Origin of the sequence: Cellulomonas oligotrophica (genome assembly GCF_013409875.1) — a bacterium.
GTDB lineage: Bacteria > Actinomycetota > Actinomycetes > Actinomycetales > Cellulomonadaceae > Cellulomonas > Cellulomonas oligotrophica.
In genome coordinates this window covers 2,575,680-2,598,886 of the sequence record NZ_JACCBK010000001.1, presented here as the reverse complement: position 1 = coordinate 2,598,886, position 23,207 = coordinate 2,575,680, and the positions used below count along the sequence as shown (strand labels likewise).

Annotated in this window: 24 protein-coding genes; 16 read left to right on the top strand and 8 right to left on the bottom strand. The window is 74.0% G+C overall.

The genetic code is table 11. The annotated features are described in order from the left end of the window. Window positions 1-189 precede the first annotated feature (189 nt). Window positions 190-747, top strand: a complete 558-nt coding sequence (locus BKA21_RS11805; RefSeq protein WP_239072852.1) for a hypothetical protein — start codon at window positions 190-192, stop codon at window positions 745-747. Between the two features lie 54 nt (window positions 748-801). Here BKA21_RS11805 and BKA21_RS11800 read toward each other — a convergent pair whose 3' ends face one another. Next, window positions 802-1,575 carry an EI24 domain-containing protein gene (locus BKA21_RS11800; protein WP_140459306.1) on the bottom strand — a complete coding sequence of 258 codons (774 nt, stop codon included), beginning with the start codon at window positions 1,573-1,575 and terminating at the stop codon, window positions 802-804. Window positions 1,576-1,848: 273 nt separating this feature from the next. Between BKA21_RS11800 and BKA21_RS11795 the strand changes: the two genes are divergently transcribed. Continuing rightward, window positions 1,849-2,817: an ADP-ribosylglycohydrolase family protein gene (locus tag BKA21_RS11795; protein WP_239072839.1), complete on the top strand. Its 969-nt coding sequence runs from the start codon at window positions 1,849-1,851 to the stop codon at window positions 2,815-2,817. A 113-nt stretch (window positions 2,818-2,930) separates the two neighbouring features. Here the strand turns inward: BKA21_RS11795 and BKA21_RS11790 are convergent, their stop codons facing one another. Then, window positions 2,931-3,107, bottom strand: coding sequence for a DUF8730 family Cys-rich protein (locus BKA21_RS11790; RefSeq protein WP_373308177.1), 177 nt, complete (start codon window positions 3,105-3,107; stop codon window positions 2,931-2,933). Between the two features lie 176 nt (window positions 3,108-3,283). On the opposite strand from BKA21_RS11790, the gene BKA21_RS11785 reads away from it, so the two are divergent. From BKA21_RS11785 to BKA21_RS11765, 5 genes are all read left to right on the top strand, one after another. After that, on the top strand, window positions 3,284-3,706 hold the full coding sequence (locus BKA21_RS11785; protein WP_140459304.1) for a VOC family protein: 423 nt from the start codon (window positions 3,284-3,286) through the stop codon (window positions 3,704-3,706). Between the two features lie 62 nt (window positions 3,707-3,768). Further along, a complete protein-coding gene (locus tag BKA21_RS11780) occupies window positions 3,769-4,965 on the top strand; it encodes a TIGR04053 family radical SAM/SPASM domain-containing protein (protein WP_140459303.1) in 1,197 nt (398 codons plus the stop codon). A gap of 63 nt (window positions 4,966-5,028) precedes the next feature. Continuing rightward, window positions 5,029-5,907 (top strand): ABC transporter ATP-binding protein, encoded by an 879-nt coding sequence (locus BKA21_RS11775; RefSeq protein ID WP_306458076.1) that lies wholly within the window; start codon window positions 5,029-5,031, stop codon window positions 5,905-5,907. Beyond that, entirely contained in the window at window positions 5,904-6,782 is an 879-nt protein-coding gene (locus tag BKA21_RS11770) for an ABC transporter permease (RefSeq protein WP_140459302.1), read from the top strand. The genes BKA21_RS11775 and BKA21_RS11770 overlap by 4 nt, the downstream gene beginning before the upstream one ends. Before the next feature lie 2 nt (window positions 6,783-6,784). Next, window positions 6,785-7,030: a helix-turn-helix transcriptional regulator gene (locus BKA21_RS11765; RefSeq protein WP_140459301.1), complete on the top strand. Its 246-nt coding sequence runs from the start codon at window positions 6,785-6,787 to the stop codon at window positions 7,028-7,030. Window positions 7,031-7,546: 516 nt separating this feature from the next. On the opposite strand, the gene BKA21_RS11760 is transcribed toward BKA21_RS11765, so the two are convergent. After that, window positions 7,547-9,088 (bottom strand): M20/M25/M40 family metallo-hydrolase, encoded by a 1,542-nt coding sequence (locus BKA21_RS11760; RefSeq protein ID WP_239072840.1) that lies wholly within the window; start codon window positions 9,086-9,088, stop codon window positions 7,547-7,549. Window positions 9,089-9,306: 218 nt separating this feature from the next. Between BKA21_RS11760 and BKA21_RS11755 the strand changes: the two genes are divergently transcribed. The 5 genes from BKA21_RS11755 (at window position 9,307) to BKA21_RS11740 (ending at window position 13,187) form a co-directional block, all read left to right on the top strand. Beyond that, the gene (locus tag BKA21_RS11755) at window positions 9,307-10,500 is read left to right on the top strand and encodes a cobalamin-independent methionine synthase II family protein (RefSeq protein ID WP_140459300.1); all 1,194 of its coding nucleotides are present in this window, start codon (window positions 9,307-9,309) and stop codon (window positions 10,498-10,500) included. A gap of 106 nt (window positions 10,501-10,606) precedes the next feature. Next, window positions 10,607-11,032 carry a class Ib ribonucleoside-diphosphate reductase assembly flavoprotein NrdI gene (gene nrdI / locus BKA21_RS11750; RefSeq protein WP_140459299.1) on the top strand — a complete coding sequence of 142 codons (426 nt, stop codon included), beginning with the start codon at window positions 10,607-10,609 and terminating at the stop codon, window positions 11,030-11,032. Window positions 11,033-11,101: 69 nt separating this feature from the next. Continuing rightward, the gene (locus BKA21_RS19580) at window positions 11,102-11,236 is read left to right on the top strand and encodes a hypothetical protein (protein ID WP_257023425.1); all 135 of its coding nucleotides are present in this window, start codon (window positions 11,102-11,104) and stop codon (window positions 11,234-11,236) included. Between the two features lie 49 nt (window positions 11,237-11,285). Then, a complete protein-coding gene (locus tag BKA21_RS11745) occupies window positions 11,286-11,906 on the top strand; it encodes a GntR family transcriptional regulator (protein ID WP_140459298.1) in 621 nt (206 codons plus the stop codon). 258 nt (window positions 11,907-12,164) lie between these two features. After that, window positions 12,165-13,187 (top strand): 1-aminocyclopropane-1-carboxylate deaminase, encoded by a 1,023-nt coding sequence (locus BKA21_RS11740; protein WP_140459297.1) that lies wholly within the window; start codon window positions 12,165-12,167, stop codon window positions 13,185-13,187. A 54-nt stretch (window positions 13,188-13,241) separates the two neighbouring features. Here the strand turns inward: BKA21_RS11740 and BKA21_RS11735 are convergent, their stop codons facing one another. The 3 genes from BKA21_RS11735 to BKA21_RS11725 all read right to left on the bottom strand — a co-directional run bounded on the left by BKA21_RS11735 (window position 13,242) and on the right by BKA21_RS11725 (window position 16,185). Further along, window positions 13,242-14,834: an OmpA family protein gene (locus tag BKA21_RS11735; RefSeq protein ID WP_140459296.1), complete on the bottom strand. Its 1,593-nt coding sequence runs from the start codon at window positions 14,832-14,834 to the stop codon at window positions 13,242-13,244. A gap of 107 nt (window positions 14,835-14,941) precedes the next feature. Beyond that, window positions 14,942-15,223, bottom strand: coding sequence for an isoamylase early set domain-containing protein (locus tag BKA21_RS11730; protein ID WP_140459295.1), 282 nt, complete (start codon window positions 15,221-15,223; stop codon window positions 14,942-14,944). A 209-nt stretch (window positions 15,224-15,432) separates the two neighbouring features. Beyond that, window positions 15,433-16,185 (bottom strand): class I SAM-dependent methyltransferase, encoded by a 753-nt coding sequence (locus tag BKA21_RS11725; RefSeq protein WP_140459294.1) that lies wholly within the window; start codon window positions 16,183-16,185, stop codon window positions 15,433-15,435. Between the two features lie 279 nt (window positions 16,186-16,464). Here BKA21_RS11725 and BKA21_RS11720 point away from each other — a divergent pair, with 279 nt between their 5' ends. The 3 genes from BKA21_RS11720 to BKA21_RS11710 are packed head-to-tail and all read left to right on the top strand — an operon-like array spanning window position 16,465 to window position 19,824. Then, complete coding sequence (locus BKA21_RS11720; protein WP_140459293.1) at window positions 16,465-17,067, top strand: DUF4956 domain-containing protein; 603 nt, start codon at window positions 16,465-16,467, stop codon at window positions 17,065-17,067. Next, window positions 17,064-17,930 carry a polyphosphate polymerase domain-containing protein gene (locus BKA21_RS11715; RefSeq protein ID WP_239072841.1) on the top strand — a complete coding sequence of 289 codons (867 nt, stop codon included), beginning with the start codon at window positions 17,064-17,066 and terminating at the stop codon, window positions 17,928-17,930. The genes BKA21_RS11720 and BKA21_RS11715 overlap by 4 nt, the downstream gene beginning before the upstream one ends. Window positions 17,931-17,985: 55 nt before the next feature. Beyond that, a complete protein-coding gene (locus BKA21_RS11710) occupies window positions 17,986-19,824 on the top strand; it encodes a carbohydrate-binding domain-containing protein (RefSeq protein ID WP_140459292.1) in 1,839 nt (612 codons plus the stop codon). A gap of 209 nt (window positions 19,825-20,033) precedes the next feature. On the opposite strand, the gene BKA21_RS11705 is transcribed toward BKA21_RS11710, so the two are convergent. Further along, on the bottom strand, window positions 20,034-21,326 hold the full coding sequence (locus BKA21_RS11705; RefSeq protein ID WP_239072842.1) for an alpha/beta fold hydrolase: 1,293 nt from the start codon (window positions 21,324-21,326) through the stop codon (window positions 20,034-20,036). 59 nt (window positions 21,327-21,385) lie between these two features. Here BKA21_RS11705 and BKA21_RS11700 point away from each other — a divergent pair, with 59 nt between their 5' ends. Further along, window positions 21,386-22,840 carry an ATP-binding protein gene (locus tag BKA21_RS11700; protein WP_170209023.1) on the top strand — a complete coding sequence of 485 codons (1,455 nt, stop codon included), beginning with the start codon at window positions 21,386-21,388 and terminating at the stop codon, window positions 22,838-22,840. 12 nt (window positions 22,841-22,852) lie between these two features. On the opposite strand, the gene BKA21_RS11695 is transcribed toward BKA21_RS11700, so the two are convergent. Next, complete coding sequence (locus BKA21_RS11695; protein WP_140459290.1) at window positions 22,853-23,206, bottom strand: hypothetical protein; 354 nt, start codon at window positions 23,204-23,206, stop codon at window positions 22,853-22,855. Window position 23,207 lies beyond the last annotated feature (1 nt).

Genomic DNA, 23,207 nt, shown 5'->3' with positions numbered 1-23,207 from the left:
GTAGCCGAGAAGGAGTCGCGCGACAACGATGTCGTGGCGCCTGCTGAGCGGCTGTTTGAGTACATGCGGACCGTGGCCTGCCGCGAAGCCGCGGGGATGTGGGTCGTCGGGAACGCCGACGGGACGTGCCCGGCAGGTATCGATGCCGCAGGTCAGGCGGCATGCGAGGGGGACTCGATCGTGCTGCCCATGTGGCGGCGGGAGCGCGCGACCCCTGCCTCGGCGTGGGGGAACTGGGTGCAGATCGACGTCGGCGGGTGCGGGGCCGACCTGCTGCCCGAGCTGACCGCCGAGGACTTCCGACGCCTCCCCATCCCCGCACCGGTCCTGACGCTCCAGCCGGACCGGGGATGGGTGCTGGTCAACAAGGAGACGGTGGTGATGACCGACCCCACGCCGGCGACGCTGACGACGAACCTGCTGGGCTACGACATCCAGGTCGAGGCGACCCCCACGACCTACACGTACGACTTCGGCGACGCCACCGCGCCGCTCGTGACCACCAGCCCCGGGCACGCCTGGCCCGACCACGACACCGCCCACGTCTACGGTTCGCCCGGCACCACGTCGATCACGCTGACGACCACGTGGTCGGGCCGCTACCTCATCGAGGGCACCACCGAGTGGCGCGATGTCGACGGCACCGCGCAGACCACCACGACGAGCGACCCGTTCACGATCGAGGAGCGCACCAGCCGACTCGTCGCCCAGCTCTGCTCCGCCACACCACGCCCACCGGACTGCTGATCCGCTGACCTGCGAAGACGCGCGCAGCGCCGAATCGCGGAAGCCGGTGACATGTCAGCGCGCGGCGTCCTCGCCCAACGACTGCCCGCCGGGGGCGGCGGGTGCGGTGCCGATGAGGCGGTGCGCGAGCAGGGTCGCGCCGGCGACAGCGGCGGGCATGGTCGCGACGGCTCCACCGGGGACCAGGAAGCACAGCTGGGTGGCGGCGCCGAAGCCGAGGGCGAGCTTGCGGTTCTGGCGCAGGAGGTGGTTGCGGGTGCGGCGGTCGAGCCCGCGGGAGACGAGGGCGCGTGAGGTGAGCTCGTGCGCGAGCACCCACCCGGTGAGGGCGACGCCGGTGACCCAGCCGAGCACGGTGCCGATCAGCGGGAGCACCCCGAGCAGGCCGGCGATCAGCGCGACGAGCAGGCCGCGCGCCAGGAGGGTGAACCCGTCGACGGCTCCGCGCCAGAACCCGGTGTCACCTGCGGGGACGCTGCCGGTCGCGTCGAGCTCGACGGCACGCCAGATGCGGTCGTAGAAGGGTTCGCCGACGGTCAGGGTCAGGGCGGTGAAGGTCACGACGACGAGCACGACCGTCGCGGCGAGCACCACGGCCTGCGCGGCAATCTCGGCGACCCGCTCCCAGAAGGGCGTCCAGTCCTCGGCGAACGGGGTCATCCAGTCACCGATCGGCCCGAGGTTGAGCACGAGGGTGCCGACGGCGGCCACGACGAGCACCCCGACGATCGCCGCGGGGATGAGCCCGAGGGCCATCGTGCTGGGCCGTCGCCGCCAGAAGGACCACCCGCTCAGGAGCAGCCGGGCGCCGTCGAGGATCTCGTTCATCGCCCGGAGCGTACGACGCCTGTCCGCCGCGCGCCGCCGCAGGCGTCATGCACCCGGTCGGAGCGCGCGGACCACCGCCGACGCCTCCCGTGTGGCACCGGCGAGCGGGGTGGTGCCGTGGCCGCAGGGGTCTCCGCCGCGTCGGTCGTGCGCGGCGACGAGGGCGCCGGGGCGGGCGCTGACCTCCAGGTTCACGTGCTCACGCCCCTGACCAGCACCTTTGTTCCACGTGGAACATGAGGCTCACGGGGGCAGGCGTTACGGTGTCGCGCCGTGGACAGGATCGTGTGGTCGGAAGAGGTCGCGGACCGGGCGGCAGGGGTGCTGCTCGGGCAGGCGTTCGGGGACGCGCTAGGGGCGCCGTACGAGTTCGGGCCGCCGCTCGGGGGCGACGAGCCGGTGGACCTGGTGGGGGGCGGGGCGTTCGGGTGGGCGCCGGGCGAGTGGACGGACGACACGCAGATGGCGGTCGCCGTGCTGGAGACCGCCGAGGACGCGGTGCGTGACGGTGTGCGGCTGGTGGACCGCCTCGACGCGCTCGTGGGGCGGTGGGCCACCTGGTCGCGGAGCGCCGCGGACGTCGGCGCGCAGACCCGTCGGGTGCTCGACGACGTCCTGGACGAGCCGACGGCGGCGGCGGCCCGCGCGGCGGCGGACGCGCTGCACGAGCGGTTCGGGCGGTCGGGCGGCAACGGCTCGCTGATGCGGACGGCGCCGGTGGCGCTGGCGCACCTGGACGACGTGGAGGCGATGGTCGAGGCGGCGCGGGCGGTGAGCGCGCTGACGCACCACGACCCCGAGGCGGGTGACGCGTGCGTGCTGTGGTGCGCGGCGGTCCGGCACGCGGTGCTCACCGGCGAGGCGGACGTCCGGGTGGGGCTCGGCCTGCTGCCCGGGAAGCGGCGGGCCGCGTGGGCGGCGCGGATCGCGGACGCCGAGCAGCGCGGCCCGGCCTCGTTCGCCGCGAACGGGTGGGTCGTGGAGGCGTTCGGGGCGGCGTGGTCGGCGGTCGTGCGCACGCCGGGGCACGGGCCGGGATACGTGCGGTCGGCGCTGGAGTGCGCGGTGCGCGGCGGCGCGGACGCCGACACGGTGGCGGCGATCGCGGGTGCGCTCGTGGGGGCGCGCGAGGGTGCGACGGCCGTGCGGTCAGCGCTGTGGGCGCCGGTGCACGGGTGGCCCGGGCTCACGGGGGACGACCTGGCCCGTCGAGGCGCGGCACTGGCGGCCGCCCACGTCTGAGCGGTCCCACCAGGTACGACGGCCGGCGCGTCACGCGCTGCGTGGGGGTTCGCGTGCGCGGACGGCGCCCGCCGTCGGGTCGTGCACCGGCCTGCCGGCCGGTGGTGCAGCGGTCAGCGACCGCCGAAGAGCTTGCCGAGGAAGCCCTGCGCGGGGGCGGCCTGCGCGGTCGACGCGGTGGCACCGGCGTGGCCGCCGCACCACTGGGCGGCCGGCACCTGGGCACGCACCGAGTCGACGTGCTGGCCGCACCCGTCCCAGGTCGTCTTGCCGCAGGTCGCACAGGTCACGGGGTAGCACATGGGGTCCTCCAGAGGGTCGTCGCTTGCGTTCAATATACCCCCGGGGGTATCTGCTGTCGAGTGCGGGCACCCCGATGAGTTCGCGTGCCGTCACCGGTCGGCCCCGTCGAGGGCCGCTCACCGCACGCCCCTCGACCCCACCCGTCGCCCCGGAGGAGACCTCGATGGTCCAGCTCAACCCCTACCTCGGCTTCCGCGACACCGCACGCGAGGCGATGACGTTCTACGCCTCCGTGCTGGGCGGCGAGCCCACGTTCAGCACGTTCGCGGACTTCGGCATGTCCGACGACCCCGCCGAGGCGGACAAGGTCATGCACTCCCAGCTGCAGCTTCCCGGCGGCGGCGTCCTCATGGCGGCCGACACCCCGACGTCGATGCCCCTGCCGGCCGAGTCGTCGGTGACGGTCTCGCTGAGCGGCGGACCCGAGGAGTCCGAGCACCTGCACCAGGTGTTCGCGCGGCTCGCCGAGGGCGGGACGAACGTGATGCCGCTCGACAAGGCCCCGTGGGGCGACGAGTTCGGCATGTGCACCGACCGCTTCGGCACCGGCTGGATGGTCAACGTGGCGGGAGCGCCGGCCGACTGAGGACCAGCCCCGGGACCTGCGTCCCGACCGTGGCGCGCCCGGCGGGTGTTGTGTCGGGAGGCATGCAGCGCAGCGCCCACGGCCCCGTCGTCCGCACCGTCCGCCACGACCCGGCCGACCGGCCGCTCCTCGTCATCTGGGAGGCCACCCGCGCGTGCGCGCTGTCATGCGTGCACTGCCGGGCCGAGGCCCAGCCGCTGCGGCACCCGCGCGAGCTCTCGACGGACGAGGCGACGGACCTCATGGCCCAGGTCGCCTCGTTCGGGCGCCCGTCGCCGATCTTCGTCATCACCGGCGGCGACTGCTTCGAGCGCGAGGACCTCGCCGAGCTCGTGCGCCGCGGCCGGGAGATGGGCCTGGCGGTGGCCGTGTCCCCGTCCGGGACGGCGAAGCTCGACCGGGCGGCGCTCGTGCGGCTCCAGGAGGCCGGCGTCACGGCGATGTCGTTGTCGCTGGACGGTGCTAGCGCAGCGGTGCACGACGGGTTCCGGCGGGTGCCGGGCACGTTCGACCGGACGGTGCAGGCGTGGGCGACGGCGCGCGAGCTGGGGCTGAAGGTGCAGGTCAACTCGACGATGTCGTCGCGGACCGTGCACGAGCTGCCCGACCTCGCGGCGCTGGTGCGCGCGCAGGGCGCCATGACGTGGAGCGCCTTCATGCTCGTGCCGATGGGCCGCGGCACGGACCTGGGGGCGCTGAGCGCGCAGCAGGCCGAGGACGTCATGAACTACCTGTACGACCTCGGCCCGCACGTGCCCGTCAAGACGACCGAGGGGCACCACTTCCGCCGCGTCTCGCTGCAGCGTGCCGTGCTGGCCGAGCGGGGCGTCGACCACGTGGCCGCGCTCGGGCTGGGCGAGCTGTACGCCGAGCTGACGGAGCGCACGTCCGCGTTCGGGTGGGGCGAGGGTGACCGGCGGCGACGACCGCCCGTCAACGTCAACGCGGGCTACGGGTTCGTGTTCGTCTCGCACGTGGGCACCGTGCACCCCTCGGGGTTCCTGCCGGTGGCCGCGGGCGACGTGCGCGAGCAGCCGCTGCCCGACATCTACCGCACGTCCGCGCTGTTCACGGGCCTGCGCGACTCCTCCCGCCTGACGGGCCGGTGCGGGTCGTGCGAGTTCGGGCGGGTGTGCGGCGGCTCGCGGTCGCGCGCGTACGCCGCGGGCGGCGACGTGCACGGCGAGGACCCGCTGTGCGGCTACGAGCCCGGGTCGTTCCCCTTCCCCGACGACGTCGCCCAGCTCCTCTCGGCCTGAGCGGATCCCGCGCACCTATAGCGGGTGCACGACGATATGTAGTAGACCTGCTACATGGACACGATGTCGCGACCCGCCATCCGCGCCAGCGGCCTGCGCATGTCGTACGGCGGCCGGCGCGTGCTCGACGACCTCGCGCTGACCGTCGGCACGGGTGAGGTCGTCGCGCTGCTCGGGCCCAACGGCGCGGGCAAGACCACCACGGTCGAGATCCTCGAGGGCTTCCGCCGGCGCGACGCCGGCACCGTCGAGGTGCTCGGCACCGACCCCGCGCACGGCGACGAGGCCTGGCGGGCCCGCATCGGGGTGGTCCTGCAGTCGTGGCGCGACCACAAGCGCTGGCGCGTGCGCGCTCTTCTCGACCAGATCGGCGCGGCCTACACCCCCTACGCCGGGGCCGCCGTCCGCCCCCGTCCGACCGACGAGCTGCTCGCCCGCGTCGGACTCGCCGACGCCGCCGGGCAGCGGGTGGGCACGCTCTCCGGCGGGCAGCGGCGTCGCCTCGACGTCGCCGTCGGCCTGGTCGGACGCCCCGAGGTGCTGTTCCTCGACGAGCCGACCGCCGGCCTCGACCCCGCCGCCCGCCGCGAGTTCCACGAGCTGCTGCACGAGGTCGTCGACGACGGCGCGACCGTCCTGCTCACCACGCACGACCTCGCCGAGGCCGAGACGGTCGCCGACCGGATCCTGCTGCTCGTCGACGGCCGTCTCGTTGCCGACGGCAGCCCCGAGCAGCTCGCCCGCGAGGTCGCCGGGCCCAGCGAGGTCCGCTGGACGGTCGACGGGGTGCGGCAGGTGCACGCCACCACCGACCCCGTCGGGTTCAGCCGCGCCCTGCTCACCGGCCCCGACGACGTCCAGGAGCTCGAGGTCCGGCACGCGACGCTCGAGGACGCCTACCTCGCGCTCGTCCACGCGTCCGACCGGGAGGCCCACCGATGAGCACCATGCACCCTGCCCCGCGCCGCGCCGCCGCACCCGCCGTCCGGCTGGGCCTGCGCCGCGGCGTCACCGAGTTCGGGCACATGCTGCGCTCCCCCGAGGACGTCGGCTGGAACGTCGTCATCGGCGTCGCGCTCCTCGTCTACCTCGTCGCCAACCGCGACGTCATGCCCGGCGACGTCGGCGTGAGCATGCCGAACCTCGCGCTCCCCGGGATCCTGGCCTCGGCGATCATGTTCGGCATGACCATGGGACCGGGGTTCGCGCTGGCCACCGAGGTGGAGGACGGCACCGTGCTGCGGCTGCGGGCCACGCCCTACGGCACGGTCACGTACAGCGTCGGGATGCTCGTCGCGCAGGCGCTCGGCGCCCTCCCGATGCTGGTCATCCTGCTCGCGCCGTGGCCGCTGCTGCTCGGCGACCCGATGCACCAGGGACCCGGCGGCTGGCTGGCCCTGGTCGGCTGGCTGCTGCTCGGCACCCTCGCGGTGCTGCCGATCGGCGTCGTGCTGGGTGCGCTGGCCGGGCGCCCGTCCCGGGTCGTGCCGTTCGGCGTGGCCCCGGTGGTGGCGCTGGCCTTCGTCTCGGGCGTGTTCGCCCCGCCCACGTGGCTCCCGGGCTGGGCCCAGGACGTCGTGCAGGCGTTCCCGCTCTACTGGCTGGCGCACGGCATCCGTGCGACGAGCCTGCCCCCGGGCGCGGAGGCGCTGGAGATCGGCGGTACGTGGGAGCCCGGCCTGGCCGTGCTGGTGCTCGGCGCGTGGGCCGTCACCGGCCTCGCCGTCGCCCCGCTCGTGCTGCGCCGCATCACGTCCCGGCAGAGCGCGTCGTCGCTGGCCGCGCGCCTGCAGGCGCACCTGCAGCGGACGGCCTGAGGGTGGGGCAGACCGGCGGCGAGACCGTCCACAACCGCATCAGCGTGCTGCGCGCGGAGCGCGGTGTGAGCCGACGCCAGCTCGCCGACGCGCTCGGCGTGCACTACCAGACGGTCGGCTACCTCGAGCGGGGCGAGTACAGCCCGTCGCTGCACCTCGCGCTGCGGATCGCCGCGTTCTTCGACGTGCCGGTCGAGGTCGTGTTCGCGCTGGAGCCGTTCGCACGGATCGGTGCCGCGCCCGAGTGACGGAGCGGGCCGGGCGCGACACGGCGAGCAGTCATCACTCCCGGGCCCGTGAGGGTCCGGGAGCAGGGCGTCCGGGCACGGGCACAGAGGTGTTCCCGTTGGACGCGAGGCTGGGCGACCTGCGGACATACTGCACCTTTGCCACGTCTTGACGGAAGCCCCGGCGGCGATCCGTCACACATGCGTCACAATCGGACGCTCGTCCAGTCAGTAGTCAAGAACTCGCAAGATGCGACTCTTGTCATGGACGGGTGTCCGGTGCAGGATGGGCGCCGTCCTCCAGCGAGGCTGGGCGGCCGGACCAACGGGGACACGAGGACACCGGTGTGCCACGGCGCCCGGAGCAGGACCGCCCGCGCCCTGACGCGGACGACGGACCGCACCCTCACCCCACCCACGCCCCACGCACTCCCGCGCACGCACGACGAGGGCCGGCGGGGCGCTTCCCCCGCCGGCCCTCGCGCCGATCACCTGCTGCGCCGTCGGCCCCTCACCGGGCCGGGCGCGACCGCCCCGTCAGGCGGCGTCCTCGAAGACGCGCGCACCCTTGCCGTCCCCGTGCCGCCCCTTGCCGGGCTTCCACGGCTTGCCGTGCCCACCCTGGTCCCCGGGGCCGGAGACGCCGTTGATCGCCGACGTGTCCTGCGCCAGGCTCGCCGTGGCGAACCCGACCGCCTTCGCCATGATGCCGAGCGCGGTGCGGTCGACGTTCGACAGGTCGTCGGCCGGCGAGTGGTAGTTCGGGTCGTACGGGATGCCGGCGGTGCCGCCGAACAGCGCGACCTCCTCCTCCGTCTTCGCCCCGTCCGCGCCCGTGAACAGGCCCGACGCGGGCACGCCGTTGGCGATGAACGCCTGGTAGTCCGACCGGCCCGAGAACTGCGAGTCGACCCACGGCTGGTCGATGCTGTCGAACCAGCCGGTGAAGACCTCCTCCGTCGCGACCGACCCGTCGGGCACCGGCACGGGGGCGGGGTACGTCGACTCGTCGGCGTCGTACACACCGATGACGTAGTTCGGCGAGCCGACCATGTCGAAGTTCAGGTACGTCGCGATGCGGTCGAGCTCGCCCTCCTGCGTCGCGAGCTCCTCGACGTACGCGGTCGAGCCGATGAGGCCGAGCTCCTCGGCGCCCCACCACGCGAACCGGACGGTGTTGTTGAGCTTCTTCTGCTTGGCCAGCTGCACGGCGACCTCGAGCACGACCGCGGAGCCGGTGCCGTTGTCGTTGATCCCCGCACCGTCCTCGACGCTGTCGAGGTGCGCGCCGAGCATGACGACGTTGTCGTCGCGGCCCTTGCGGGTCTCGGCGATGACGTTGAAGCTCTCCGCCGTCTCGGTGTGGAAGCGGGTGTCGAGCGTGACCTCGACGGGCCCGGCGGCGGCCGCGGCGACGATCGCCTGGCCGTCGGCCTGCGTGGCCCCAGCGACCGGGACGGTGACGAGCCCCTCGGCGCCGAGCGTGCCGAAGAGCATCCCGGTGGTGTTGTTGTAGACGACCACGCCGACGGCGCCGGCGGCCTCCGCGACGGTGGCCTTGGTGGCGAAGGGGCACGTGCCGCGGCTGACCACGGCGATCGTCCCCGCCACGTCGACTCCGGCCCACGCCTCCGGGGCGCAGCCGAGCGGGTCGGCGGGCACCGACACCGGTGCGGTGACGCCGCCCTCGGCGGTGCTGGGGGCGAACTCCATCTGGTCGACCTCGTACGTCGCGCCGCCGGTCACGGTCAGCGACGCGGCGTCGACGATCTCCTGGTCGAACGTGAACGGGTCGCGGGTGGTGGTGTACCCCGCCTTGCGCAGGGTGCGCTCCACGTACCGCGCGCTGTCCTCGTACCCGCTGGTCAGCGCCGCGCGGTTGCCGTCGTTGCGCTCGGCGACCCGCTCGAACGCCTCCAGGTGCCTCATGACCGAGCGGGTGCTGATCTGCTGGGCGAACTTCTCCGGCGACGTGCCGCCGCCTCGGCCGTGCGCGAGCGCGGGCGGCGCGGCGATCGCGCCCATCCCGAGCGCGAGCGCGACGACGCCCGCGAGGGTGGTGGTGCGTCGAACTGACACGGTGGTGCCCCCTTCTCCACGGTGGGCCGCGACGTCGCTGCCGCGGCCGCTCCCGGCCTCACCCGGGACGCGGGTTCACCGTAGGCTCGCGGGCGGCTCACAGTCACCACATGGGATGACCAGATGGTTACAACCATGTGACTTGGCGGCGCGTCGTCCCGCGCGGCGCGACGGACGTCCGGGGCGGCCGGCTCCGGGCGGTCGTAGCATCGGCCGACGTGACCACCATCGCCACCACGCACGCCGGCTCGCTGCCCCGCACGCCCGAGCTCATCGCCGCCAACGCGGCCCGCGCCGCCGGCGAGCAGCGGCCCGACTGGGACGACTTCCTGCGGTCGGAGGTGGTGGCGCTCGTGCAGCGCCAGCTCGACCTGGGCATCACGGTCCCCGGCGACGGCGAGTACGGGAAGGCGATGAGCAGCACCGTCGACTTCGGTGCGTGGTGGTCGTACTCCTTCCAGCGCACCGGCGGCCTCTCGCTCGACACGTCGATGGACTGGGCCGTCGGCCGCCACCTGTCCACGCCGGGCGACCTGCGCACCACCGGGTTCGTGCACCGCCGCGACCACCAGCGCTTCGCCGCGGCGTACGAGGACCCGACGTCCGGCGTCATGTCGGGCGAGGCGCCGACCAACTTCCCCAAGGCCACCGGCCCCCTGACCTACACCGGCCACGACGCCATCGCCGCCGACGTCGCGAACATGCGCGCCGCGCTCGACGCGACCGGTGCGACGTCAGGCTTCCTCACCTCGCTTGCCCCGGGCTCGGCGGCACGGCTGGCGGACGAGCACTACCGCGACGACCGGGCGTACCTGTTCGCGTGGGCCGACGTGCTGCGCGAGGAGTACCGGGCGATCATCGACGCCGGCCTCGTGCTCCAGGTCGACGACCCGTCGATCGCCGAGAACTGGGACCAGATCGAGCCCGAGCCGTCCCTCGACGACTACCTGGCCTTCACGCAGCTGCGCGTCGACGCCCTCAACCACGCGCTGCGCGACCTGCCGAAGGACCGCATCCGGTTCCACCTGTGCTGGGGCTCCTGGCACGGCCCGCACACCACGGACCTGCCGATGAAGGACATCGTCGGCACCATGCTGCAGGTGCACGCCGGGGCGTTCTCGTTCGAGGCCGCGAACGTGCGGCACGAGCACGAGTACCGCGTCTGGGACGACGTCGCGCTGCCCGCCGGCGCCGTGATCCTGCCCGGCGTCGTCTCGCACGCGACCAACGTGGTCGAGCACCCTGAGCTGGTGGCGGAGCGGATCGAGCGGTTCGCGAGCCGCGTCGGCCCCGAGAACGTCGTGGCGTCGACGGACTGCGGGCTGGGCGGCCGCGTCCACCCCCAGATCGCCTGGGCCAAGCTCGAGTCCCTGGCCGAGGGCGCCCGGATCGCCTCGTCCCGCCTCGCCTGAGGCCCACCCCGTCACGCACGGCACGCCGCGCCCCGGCGCCGACGGGGCGCGGCGATGGGGACCATCGTCCCGGTGCGAGGGGTGCACCCCGGGGTGGGGTGGGTGGGTGCGTCGGACCCCCGTCTACTACTACTCGTCGGCCAGCGGGCTCGTGCGGACGTTCGCCGAGCGGCTGGACCGGCCGACCGCCAACCTCGCCGAGCGGGAGCACCGGCGCAGCGAGGTCGACGGGCCGTGGGTGCTGCTCACGCCGTCGTACAAGACGGGCAACGACGCCAACGACACGATCCCCGAGGGCGTGCGCCGCTTCCTGCGCTCCGCGCACAACCGGCGGCTGCTGGTGGGGGTGATGGGCTCGGGCAACCGCAACTTCGGTGCGTACTACCAGAAGGCGGCGCGCGAGGTCGCGGCCCGGTCCGGGCGGCCCGTGCTGTTCGAGTTCGAGCTGGCCGGCACGCGGTGGGACGTCGAGGAGGCGGAGCGCATCCTCACCGCGCTCGACGAGGCGCTCGACGCGCGCCACGCGTCCTGACCCGGTCGCCGCGGGTCCGGGTCGCGGGCGGCACCCGCCTCGGCGATGCTGGCCGCCGGGGGTGGTGGCATGAGCGGGCACGGGGACCACGAGCCGTGGGGCGACGAGCGGCGCACGCGCCAGCTCGCCCGGGTGATCACCGGGCTCGCGGTCGTCGTCGTGCTGGGCGCGGTGGTCGGGATGGTCTACGTCGTCCTCGGCTGAGCGGTTCACGGGGGTACCTCGCTGACATGTCAGTGGCTAACATGTCAGTGTGCCCACCGCCGCCCGCAAGCCCCTCCTGCGCGAGGTCGCGACCGAGCGCCTGCGCGACGCGATCGTCGCCGGCGAGCTCGCCCCCGGCGAGGTGGTCAAGGACGCCCAGCTCGCGCAGCGCCTCGGCATGACGGTGGCCCCGGTCCGCGACGCGCTCGCACGCCTGGCCGACGAGGGGCTGGTCGAGTCCAAGCCGCAGAGCCACACCCGCGTCACGCCGCTCGTGCTGCGGACCGTGCGGGACGCGCTGGCGGTGCTCCAGGTGGTGCACGAGCTGGTGGCCCGCGAGGCCGCCGACCTGGTCACGGAGGCCGACCTGACGGCCATGCGCACCGCGAACGCGCGGTTCCGGGCCGCTGCCGCCGCGGACGACGTGGAGGCGGCGGTCGCCGCGGACGACGAGCTGCACGGCGTGCTCGTGGACCGCTGCGGCAACCGCGCGGCCCGCGCGACGATCGCCCGGTGGACGCCGCTGGTCCGCCGCATCGAGCGCCGACGGTTCACGCCCACGCACGGCGCGGAGTCCGCCGACCGGCACGACGAGCTCATCGCCGCGTGCGCCGCGCACGACCCGGACGCGGCCGCCGCGATCACCCGCACCATCTGGGCCTCGATCTAGCACCCGCCTGCACTGACATGTCAGTGCAGGCGATCCTCGCACCGCTCCACCCCGACCGCACCGCAGCACGGCCACCACGCAGCCCCCGGCACCACCTCGACCGCTCTCCGACCGCCGCTGACATGTCAGTGGCGCCACCGCATTCCCGCCCGGACCCACCCGTACCCCCCGCCCGAGAGCCCTGCCCGTCGCACCCCCAGCACCGCGGCGACGCCCACCCAGCACTGACATGTCAGTCTCGACACCCCGGAGGACCCGATGCCCACGCTCGCCGACCACGCCCGCTACCCGCTGCTCCTCGGCCCCTCGCCCGTGCACCGCCTCGACCGCCTCACGCAGACCCTCGGCGGCGCCGCGGTGTGGGCCAAGCGCGAGGACGTGAGCTCAGGGCTGGCCTACGGCGGCAACAAGACCCGCAAGCTCGAGTACCTCGTGGCGGACGCGCTCGCGCAGGGCTGCGACACGCTCGTCTCCATCGGCGGCGTGCAGTCCAACCACACCCGCCAGGTCGCCGCGGTCGCGGCCCGCGCCGGGCTGGCCTGCGTGCTCGTCCAGGAGTCGTGGGTCGACTGGCCCGACCCGGTGTACGACAAGGTCGGCAACATCCTGCTCTCACGGCTCGCCGGTGCGGAGGTCCGCCTCGTGCGGGCCGGCTTCGACATCGGGTTCAAGGAGTCGTGGGAGCAGGCGCTCGCCGACGTCGTCGCGCGCGGCGGCAAGCCCTACGCGATCCCCGCGGGCGCGTCCGACCACCCGCTCGGCGGGCTCGGCTTCGCGTCGTGGGCGCACGAGGTCGCGACGCAGGAGGCCGAGCTCGGCGTCTTCTTCGACACCGTGGTCGTCTGCTCGGTGACCGGCTCGACGCAGGCCGGCATGGTCGCCGGGTTCGCCCGCCTGGAGGAGCAGGGCGCGCGCCCGCGCCGGGTGCTCGGCGTCGACGCGTCCGCGAAGCCCGCGCAGACCCGTGACCAGGTGCTGCGCATCGCGCGGCGCACCGGTGCGCTCATCGGCCTGGAGCGCGAGCTCACGCTCGACGACGTCGAGCTCGACGAGCGCTTCCACGCCGGCACCTACGGCATCCCCGACGAGGTCACCCTCGACGCGATGCGGCTGGCCGCCCGCACCGAGGGCATGATCACCGACCCCGTGTACGAGGGGAAGTCGATGGCCGCCACGATCGAGCTGGTCCGCAGCCGCGAGATCGACCCCGGCGCCACGGTGCTCTACGCCCACCTCGGCGGCCAGCCGGCGCTCAACGCGTACAGCGCGCTGTTCTCCTGACGGCCGCGGCCCGCCGGGACGACGCCCGGCGGGCCGCAGGGGTCCCGTCCCCGGTCAGGGCTCCACGGGGATGTCGACGATGCGGAAGTCGCCCTCGGACCAGCCCGAGCCGACCTGCAGGGTCACCGCGTCCGCGTCGAGCCGGGGGTAGACGTAGGAGTACGTGCGGGACTGCCCGCCGTCGATGCGCGCGGCCCCGTGGAGGTCCGACGCCGTGAACCACTCCCCGCCGGGCCACGTCTCGCTGACCCCGACCTCGTAGTCCATCGGGTACAGCCGCACCGCCCCGTCGAGCACCGTCGCCCGGGCGGTGTTGTCGTGCGGCGACACCGTGCCGTCACCTCGGTGGTCGCCCCAGCCGCGCAGGAACCCGGCGACCCAGGCGCTGTCCACCTCGTCGTCGGCCGCAGCCACCACGAGGTCGACCACGACGTGCCCACCGACCCGCCGCGCCGTCGCCCGGACGTCCCAGGAGCGGGTCTGGTCGATGCGCAGCAGCGCGGACGGATCCTCCTGCACGAGGCCCTCGAACTCCGGGAGCTCCCCGGTCGCGGTGACCTCGGTGCGGGTCACGACGGTCGAGACCAGGGTGACCACCACCCGGCGGTTGCGTGCGCGGTCCTCCTCGGAGGACCCGCTGACCAGCGGCTCCGTCTCGCCGCGGCCCTCCACGTCGAGCGGGTAGTCCTGCGCGTCGACCTGCCCGCCGAGGGCGTCCGCGACGGCCTGCGCACGCTGCTGCGAGAGGTCCTGGTTGTAGGCGTCGTCCCCCTGGTCGTCGGTGTGCCCGACGACGGTGACCGTGCCCGGCTCGCGCTCGGCGAGGCGTTGCGCGACCAGGTCGATCGCGGCCGTCGCCTCGGCGGTCAGCTCCGCCGAGTCGAACGCGAAGAGCACGTCGGCGCCCAGCGTGATCTCGACGGACTCGGTGGACTCGGTGGTCTGCACCGCGCCCTCGAGCTCGGCGCTGGTGGACTCCAGCGGGAACGTCGGGGCGTGGACGACCCGGTCGAGGTCGAGCGCCACCGGCACGGCGACGGTCGGCGTGGGCCCGTCCTCCGCGGGCACCTGGCCCTCGAGCACGGCCGGCGGGACCTCGTCGTCCACGACCGGCACGTCGGCGAAGAGCGGCGCCCCGGGCACGAGGACCGCGAGCGCGTCGACGTCGGTGGCCGGCGCCGCGAACGCCATCTGGAGACGCGTGCCGGTGGAGGTGGTGATGGTGTCCCACCGCTCGGAGACGACGGGTTCGCCCTCGGCGTCGGTGCCGCCGTGGTGGACGACGTCGCCCTCCAGGTCGAAGAGCCGCAGGCTGAGCGGTGCCGGCATGTCCCGGACGAAGCTGAGGACCGAGTACGGGGAGGCCAGGTGGACCGGCTGCTCCTCCTGGACCGGATCCTGCGGGACCATGTCGACGGTCAGGACGACGAGGTCCCCGGCGCGCACGAGCGGGTGCACGCCGACCTCGACCTCGATGCCGTCGGCGGGGACGAGGGCCGTCGCGACGACGTCCTGCGCGGCCGGGCCGGTCGGGGTGGGCGTGGGGGTCGGCCCGACGGCGCCACCTCCTGCCGTGCACGCGGCGAGCGCGAGGGCGCAGGTGAGAGCGCCGACGGGCGCGGTCGCACGGGTGGGCAGGGCGGGCACGGCGTCTCCAGGGGTTCGACGAGGACGGCCATGCTGCCCGGTTCGTCCGATCTCGGGCGAATCCGTGCACGAACGGGTGATGCCGGGCGGACGGCGCCCGGGCCGGTTCAGACGAGGACGACGGACCCGTCGGGGGTGATCTCGTCGGCGTCGGCGTCGTCGAACCACAGCCCCTGCGGGCCGAGGTAGCGGAACCGGACCTGCGAGCCGGCGGGCACGGTGACCGAGGCGCTGACGGTGCCGTTGGAGCGGCGGCGCAGCACGTGCTCGCCCGGCGTCCAGGCGTTGAACGTGCCGACCACGCTCACCGGTCCGTCGACCGTGTGCGCGGGCAGGGCGAAGGTCAACGTGCACGTGGCCGATCGCGCGGACCGGGACTTCTTCAGCACGGCGGGCTCCTCGGGATCAGGACGAGCACGGAACGGGGGAAGGTTCCCGCAGGAATGTTTCCTCCGCATGCCTCGTCGATGACTTCTGGATGACGGGTCGACGCGGGTGCGCGACCGTGGCAAGAATCCGCGCGACGCCATTGCTGGACGGCTCGTACGGCATTCGCAGACGGCCCTCGCTACCGGACACACGGTCCGAACGCTCTCGGTCAGTCCGGTGTGCAGACGTAGAGCTGGAGCGCCGCATCAGAGGTGAAAGGGGCACGAGACCAGTCGCCGAAGCGTTCAACGACTCGCAGACCACCGAGCGAGAGCAGCAGCGGCAGCTCCTGAGGGAAGATGCTCCTCATCTCAAGAGGCGCGACGACGAAGTCGGGCGCGGCGTCGGTCGAGAAGAACCACGTCCCGCGCGTGACCTGCGCAGCCGCGTCGTATGTCTCCTCGACATCGACCTGAACGACGCCGCGATCCGGATCCACGAACGACAACGTGTCGCGCCTGCGTCGCACGCCGTCGGCCTCGGCGAGCATGCGCACGCTCGGGTTGAACACGTCGAAGACGAGCCGCCCACCCGGCGCCAGGTGTCGTCGCACCGATCGGAAACACTCCACAAGGTCGTCAGCCTCCTGGAGATGAAGCAGTGAGTTGGCGGCGATGAACACGAGGTCGAACGTCCGACGCAGGTCGAACTCACGCATGTCGCCCAGCAGCCACTCCACCACCACTCCGCGCTCGTCCGCCTTGCGCCGAGCCTCGGCAAGCATCTCCGGCGAGAGCTCCAGGCCCGTGCTCGGATGGCCGTCAGACGCGATCGGGATCAACTTGCGCCCGGTTCCGGACCCGAGTTCCAGGACACTGCCGCCCTGCCGGTCAGCCTCGGCACGGTAGAAGGAGAGGGGCTGCTCGCTTCCGGGGAACAGCCGGTCGTACAGCTTGGCATCCGAGTAGAACTGCTCGCTCATGTAGTTCCATCCTCCCTGGGCATCCACGGTTCACCAACTGTGCCCGAGCCTGCGCGAGCGGCAGCAGGGTTTGTCTGAACGCACGCCCTCGAACCATCCGCATCACACTGGAATCCAATGGGGGGGCGCCGGGCGGTCGCGGCACCGGCGGGCCGGGGCGGGGTCGCGATCCTGTGGCGCACCTCAGGGCTTCCACAGGGATGGCACAGGCTCGGCGGGCTTCATGGTGGTCGTCCAGCCGAACGCCGGGTGGACAGCAGATGAACCCGGAGGCATCCCGTGCCCGACTACGCCCTCTTCGCGGCCGACCTGGTCGCCGTCACCATCCTCACCTTCGCGCTGTACTTCCCGCGGCACCGGCGCCGCGACCTCGTGGTCGCCTACCTGGGCGTCAACGTGGGTGTGCTCGCCGTGTCGGCCGCGCTCGGGTCGAGCACGGTGGGTGCGGGGCTCGGGCTCGGGCTGTTCGGCGTCCTGTCGATCATCCGCCTGCGGTCCACCGAGCTGGCGCAGAGCGAGGTGGCCTACTACTTCTCGGCGCTGGCGCTCGGCCTGATCGGCGGGCTCGGCGTGACGTCGCCGGCGATGGGACTCGGCCTGATGGCGCTGATCCTGGTGACCATCGCGGTCGGCGACCACCCGCGCCTGCTGCGCCGGTACCGGTCGCAGACCATCGTGCTGGACCAGGCGTTCGGCGACGAGACGGCGCTGGTGGCCCATCTCGAGCGCCTGCTGGGCGCCCGCGTCCATGCCGCGAGCGTGCAGCGCCTCGACCTGGTCAACGACACGACCTGGGTCGACGTCCGGTACTCGCTGCACGGACGTGCAGTCGCCGCACCGGCCGCCGAGCAGCCGGCGCCCGCCGTGGTGGTGGCCCGGTGAGCCGCCTCGTGGACCTGCGCACGCACGTGCCGACGCTCACGCCGACGACGGGACGCCCGGCGGTGCTCGACACCTTCGCCACCATCGGCCTCGACGAGCTGCTGGAGCGCGCGAGCCTGCAGACCCGGGTCGACCGCAAGTACGTGGTGCCGCGGGTGGCGCTCGACGGGCTGCTCGGCGGCCTGGACGAGAGCACGCAGCTGCTGCAGATCGGCGGCGACGACACCTTCGCGTACGAGTCGGTGTACTTCGACACGGCGGACCTCGCCAGCTACCTCGGGGCGGCCCGGCGGCGCCGGCGACGCTTCAAGGTCCGCACCCGCACCTACGTCGACTCCGACGAGTGCTTCGTCGAGGTCAAGACCCGCGGCCCCCGCGGCGCGACCGTGAAGAACCGCCTGCCGTACGACCCGGACGCCCGGGACCGGCTGACGACGGAGGCCATGGGCTTCGCCGGCGACGTGCTGGACGACATGGACGTGCCGGCGCCGGACGACACCCTGTTCACCCCGACGCTCATCAGCCGGTACCGCCGCACGACGTTCCTGCTGCCGGGCGGCGCCACCGACCCGTGGTCGCGGCCCGCGCCGGACGCCCGCATGACCGTCGACACGGACCTGAGCTGGACGACGCTCGGCCCCGAGGGCGTGCGGACGCTGCCCGTCCCGCACCTGGTGGTCGTCGAGACGAAGACGGGCTCGACCCCGTCGGCCGCCGACCGGCTGCTGTGGCGGCACGGCTACCGGCCGGTCCGCATCTCGAAGTACGGCACCGGCATGGCCGCGCTGCACCCGCACCTGCCCGCGACGCCGTGGCGGCGTGTGCTCGACAAGCACGTCACGACGCCGCCCACCCCGCGCTGACCTGCGCACCCACCCAGAACCCGCGCCACCGCGCCCCCAGCACCTGGAGCACACCATGCGACGCACCACCGCCCGGCTCGCCCTCCCCGCCACCCTGGCCGCCCTGCTGCTGGCCGGCTGCACCGCAGCGAGCACCGCCTCCTCCAGCACCGACGCGTCGTCGTCGTCCACCACGACGACGACGGTCACCGCCGCCGACGCGGACGTCACGGTCGAGGAGGCCCTCGCCGCGAACACGTCGTGGCAGGAGTCCGAGACCACCTGGGACGAGGCCGACGAGGTCGCGATCACCCTCGACGGCACCACCGCCACCTCCGACTCCGACGCGGTGACCGTCGACGGCGGGACCGTGACGATCACCGCGGCCGGCACGTACCGGATCTCCGGGGAGCTCACCGACGGCCAGGTCGTCGTCGACACCATGGACGAGGGCGTGGTCCGGATCGTCCTCGACGGCGCGGACATCACGTCGTCCACGACGTCCCCGCTGCAGGTCACGACGGCCGACGAGGTCGTCGTGGTGCTCGCGGACGGCACCGCGAACAGCCTCACCGACGCGGTCGAGTACGTGTACGCCGAGGGCGTCGACGAGCCGAACGCCGCCCTGTTCTCCGCCGCGGACCTGACGATCACCGGCGAGGGCTCGCTGGACGTCACCGGCAACGCGTACGACGGCATCGCGTCGAAGGACGACCTCGTCATCGCCTCGGGGACCATCACCGTGACGGCCGTCGACGACGGCGTGCGCGGCAAGGACGCGCTCGTCGTGCTCGGCGGCACCCTGACCGTCGACGCGGGCGGCGACGGCCTGAAGTCCGACAACGACGAGGACGACACCCGCGGGTACGTGCACGTCGCGGACGGCACGGTCGACGTCACGGCGGGCGACGACGGCGTGACCGCGACGACCGACGTGATCGTGGGCGGCGGGGCGCTGTCGGTGGTCGCGGGCGGCGGTGCCTCGCAGGCTGCGACCGTCACCGAGGAGGTCTCCCCCAAGGGCGTCGCTGCGGGCGTCCTCGTGCTGGTCGGCGGCGGGCAGGTGCTCGTCGACGCCGCGGACGACGCGCTGCACTCCGACGGCGCCCTGACTGTCGCCGACGGCGACGTGCAGGTCGCGGCCGGCGACGACGGCGTGCACGCGGAGGTCGCGCTGACGATCGCCGGCGGCACGGTCGACGTCGCGCAGGCCGTCGAGGGCCTCGAGGCGCAGGTGATCACCGTCTCGGGCGGCACGACCTCGGTCGTCGCGTCGGACGACGGCGTCAACGGGTCCGCGGCCTCCACCAGCGAGGAGACGGACGCGACCGCCGACGGCGGCATGGGCGCCGGGGAGATGGGCGCGGTCGAGGGCGTCGAGGTCGTCATCAGCGACGGCACGCTCGTCGTCGACGCCGAGGGCGACGGCCTGGACTCCAACGGGACCATGACGATCAGCGGCGGCACGGTGGTGGTCAACGGCCCGACGAACAGCGGCAACGGCTCGCTCGACGTCAACGGCACGTTCGAGGTCACGGGCGGGACGGTCCTGGCCGCGGGGTCGTCGGGCATGGCGCAGACGCCGTCGGCGGACTCCTCGCAGTCGTTCGTGTCGTTCACGTTCGCGCAGGCGCAGGGCGCCGGCGAGGTGCTGCAGGTGCTCGACGCGGACGGGAACGTGGTCGCCACGTTCGAGACCAGCAAGAGCGTCGGCAACGTCGTCTACTCCTCCGACGCGATCACCAGCGGCAGCGAGTACCAGCTCGCGGTCGGCGGCACGGCGTCCGGCGAGGACGTCGGCGGGCTGTACGCCTCGGGCGACGCGACCGGCGCGAGCGTCGCGGTGACCGGAACCGCGGGCGTCGAGTCCACCGGGATGGGTGGCGGCATGGGCGGCGGGGGTCGTCGCCCCTGAGACCCGGGGCCGGGCGGCGGCACGCTGACACCGTCGCCCGCCCCGCCCCGTCCGCTGCGGCGCACCCGGTGCCCGACGCGGACCGGGCCGCGCGCACACCCCCTGGTGCGCCGGCCCCGCGACGCCCCGACCCGCACGGGTCGGGGCGTCGTCGCGTCATCGCCCGGCCGGCGCAGCGGGTGGCCTGGCAGGCGGCCCGGCGGGGCGGCTCAGCGGCCGGTGACCGCCCAGCGGCCGGCCGTCATGTCCGCCAGCCGCGGCACGATCGTGTCGCCCGCCACGCGCAGCCCGTCGTGCAGGTGCTCGTTGGTGACCCACACCTGCGCGTTGCCGAGGCCCGAGGCGGTGGCCAGCGCCAGGTCGAGGTCGACGTACGGGTCGTCGTAGTACTGCACCGCGGCGACGGGCACCTCGTTGGCGGCCAGCCGGTCGACGTCGTACAGCGCGGGCCAGTGCGTGCGGGCCGCGAGCTCGGCGGCCGCGCCGGCGAACGGCCGCAGCGCCGGGACCTGCGTGTACATCCACGGGAAGATCGCCTCGCCGGTGAGCTGGAGCGGGCGCGCGCCCGTCCCGAACGCTGCGTGCCGGGCGTGCTCCGCGTCGGCCGCCCAGCCGGGCGCGCGCTCGCCCTCGTGGTAGATGACCTCCTGCAGCACCGCGTACAGGGGGTTGGTGTCGAAGCCCGTGCGCTGCGCGACCTGCGCGAGGAACCCGGGCGCGGGCTCACCGTGCCGGTCCAGCGCGGTGTCGAGCAGCCAGTGCAGGTCGTCGACGCCCCTGCTCATGCCCAGGGACATGCCGAGGGCCTGGAGGCGCTCGACGGTCAGCTCCTCCCCCGTCGGCAGCCGCACCCCGCCGGCCGCGACCCGGTCCGCGATCCGCGCCAGCACCTCGGTGTCGCCGGGGTGCGCGCGGTGCCAGGCGGTGTTGCGCGCGAGCTGGCGCGGGTACGTCGCGGCGTACACGTCCTGGGCGGTGGCCCCGACGGGCGGCATCCCGCCGGTGATCCAGCACGCGTCGAGCGCGTGCGGGTGCCGCGAGAGGTAGGTCAGCGTGAGGAACCCGCCGTACGACTGCCCGAGCGTCGTCCACCGGCGCCCGCCGTACACGGTGCGCCGCAGGTGCTCGGCGTCCTCGACGATCGCGTCGGCGCGGAAGCACGCCAGGTACTCGGCCGCCGTCCGTGCGTCGTCGAACGCGGCGACGTCCCCGGCGTCCACGCGCCCGGACCGGCCGGTGCCGCGCTGGTCGAGCAGCACCACCCGGTGCGTGCGCAGCAGCGACGACCAGAACCCGCCCGCCGGCATCGGGCGCGGCCCCATGCCGCCCGGCCCGCCCTGCAGGAACAGCACGAGCGGCAGGTCGTCGCCCGCGCGCTCCGGGTCGACGATCTCGCGGGCGAACACCTCCAACGACCCGAACCGGTGCGGGTCGTCCCGGTCCACCGGCACCTCGACGCGGTGCTCGCGCACCCGGGACCCGGTCATCGCGTACTCGTGCATCCCGTCAGCCTAGGAGCCGACTCGGGGAGTTTACATACATCATATGTATGCTACATCGCATGACTGCTACTTCGGGCGACGGGTTCTTCGGCCGCCGCGAGGTCCTTGCCGCGCTCGTCGCCCACCGGGACGCGGTCGCGCGCTCAGGCTCCGGCCGGATCGTCGCGGTCCGCGGGCGACGACAGGTCGGGAAGTCGACCGTCGTCGAACGCTTCGTCGAGACGTCCCGGACTCCGTACGCCTTCGTCACCGGCATCTTCCAGGCATCGCCGGCGCAGCAGCTCGCCGATGCCACCGTCGCGCTGCAGGAGTCCCGCCACCCCTTCCCCGACGCGGAGCTGCTCACCCGCTCTCCCGCCGCGACCTGGCGCGACTGGTTCGGCCGACTCGCGATCGCGGCCCGATCGGGACCCGTCATCGCCGTTCTCGACGAGTTCCCGTGGATCGCCGCGGGCGAGCCCACCCTCGAGGGAGAGCTGCAGTCCCAGTGGGACCGCACGCTCGAGCGGCTCCCCGTGCTCCTCGTCCTCGTCGGCTCCGACGTCGCGATGATGGACGCGCTCGCGAGCCACGGACGCCCCCTCTTCGGTCGCCTCTCGCCGCTGGTCGTCCCCGCCTTCACCCCGGCCGACGTCGCCGACGCCCTGCCCGGCCGTGACCCCGTCGAGGTGATCGACGCGTACCTCGTCACCGGCGGGTACCCACGCCTGGTGACCGACCTGGCCGCCGCCGGCACGAGCACCACGGACCACGTCGCGCGCTCCCTCCAGGACGAGCTGAGCCCGCTCGTGACGACCGGCAGGATCAGCCTCGACGCCGAGTTCCCGGAGCCGCAGTTCGCCTACCAGGTGCTGTCGGCGATCGGCGCCAGCGACACCGCGAACCCGGCCTTCAAGGACCTCCTCGGCTCCGTCGGCGACGCCGCCGAGCGCAAGCGGGTCGAGACCGCCACGACCCGCGCGCTCGCCACGCTCACCGGGACGAAGCGCCTGATCGAGCGCGAGGCGCCCGCCTGGGCGGGCCCGGGCTCGCGTCTGCGGCGCTACCGCGTGACGGACCCCTACCTGCGCTTCTGGTTCCGCTACGTCGAGCGGAACGTGGACCGGATCGCCCGGGGGCGGTCCGACCTCGCCGTCGCGGCCTTCACCCGCGACTGGGAGACCTGGCGCGGGCAGAGCGTCGAGCCGGTCGTCCGCGACGCCCTGCGCCGGCTGGCCCGCGGCGACGCCCGCCTGCCCGACGTCGAGGACGTCCAGGCCTGGTGGGTGCGCGCGAACGAGGTCGAGGTCGACGTCGTCGCCCGCACCGCCACGAGGACCGCACTCGTCGGCACCGTGAAGTGGCGCACCCGGGGAGGTGTGACACCCGCGGAGGTGGAGCAGCTGCGCCGGCACCGCGAGCACGTGCCCCGGAGCGACGGCGCCCTCCTGGCCGCCATCAGCCCCGCCGGCGGCACTCCGCCCGGTGCGGACGTCTCCTTCTCGGCGGCCGACCTCATCGCCGCCTGGCGCTGACGGCCGCGTCCCTCACCGGACGAGCGGGGGCGGGAGGACGAGGCTCGTGACGGCGACGCAGCACAGAGCCGCGGCGGTGAGCGCGGCCACGCCCGCGACGGCCGTCCGACCGCTCGCCACGCGCCCGGGGAGGACGACCGCGAGTGCGGCCGCCGCCACGAGGCCCGCGGTCCACGCCCAGCCCGCGCCGATCCGCGGCGGCCAGCACCCGAAGGGCGGGGGCATGATCGCCGGACAGACGCCGCCCGGCACCTGGTAGGTGGCCGCCCACCAGACGGCGGCGACACCGCCGGCGGCGACGAGCACGGTGCCGGCGCGCACGAGGTGGACAGCGGCGGGGAGCCTCGGTCGTGCGACGGTCGCCATG

Coding starts and splice junctions, on each gene's coding strand:
- BKA21_RS19580 (WP_257023425.1), top strand. CDS start 11,102: ATGAGCGGGCACGGGGACCACGAGCCGTGGGGCGACGAGCGGCGCACG.
- BKA21_RS11695 (WP_140459290.1), bottom strand. CDS start 23,206: ATGGCGACCGTCGCACGACCGAGGCTCCCCGCCGCTGTCCACCTCGTG.
- BKA21_RS11780 (WP_140459303.1), top strand. CDS start 3,769: ATGCAGCGCAGCGCCCACGGCCCCGTCGTCCGCACCGTCCGCCACGAC.
- BKA21_RS11705 (WP_239072842.1), bottom strand. CDS start 21,326: ATGCACGAGTACGCGATGACCGGGTCCCGGGTGCGCGAGCACCGCGTC.
- BKA21_RS11740 (WP_140459297.1), top strand. CDS start 12,165: ATGCCCACGCTCGCCGACCACGCCCGCTACCCGCTGCTCCTCGGCCCC.
- BKA21_RS11725 (WP_140459294.1), bottom strand. CDS start 16,185: ATGAGCGAGCAGTTCTACTCGGATGCCAAGCTGTACGACCGGCTGTTC.
- BKA21_RS11770 (WP_140459302.1), top strand. CDS start 5,904: ATGAGCACCATGCACCCTGCCCCGCGCCGCGCCGCCGCACCCGCCGTC.
- BKA21_RS11800 (WP_140459306.1), bottom strand. CDS start 1,575: ATGAACGAGATCCTCGACGGCGCCCGGCTGCTCCTGAGCGGGTGGTCC.
- BKA21_RS11785 (WP_140459304.1), top strand. CDS start 3,284: ATGGTCCAGCTCAACCCCTACCTCGGCTTCCGCGACACCGCACGCGAG.
- BKA21_RS11700 (WP_170209023.1), top strand. CDS start 21,386: ATGACTGCTACTTCGGGCGACGGGTTCTTCGGCCGCCGCGAGGTCCTT.
- BKA21_RS11710 (WP_140459292.1), top strand. CDS start 17,986: ATGCGACGCACCACCGCCCGGCTCGCCCTCCCCGCCACCCTGGCCGCC.
- BKA21_RS11775 (WP_306458076.1), top strand. CDS start 5,029: ATGTCGCGACCCGCCATCCGCGCCAGCGGCCTGCGCATGTCGTACGGC.
- BKA21_RS11805 (WP_239072852.1), top strand. CDS start 190: ATGTGGCGGCGGGAGCGCGCGACCCCTGCCTCGGCGTGGGGGAACTGG.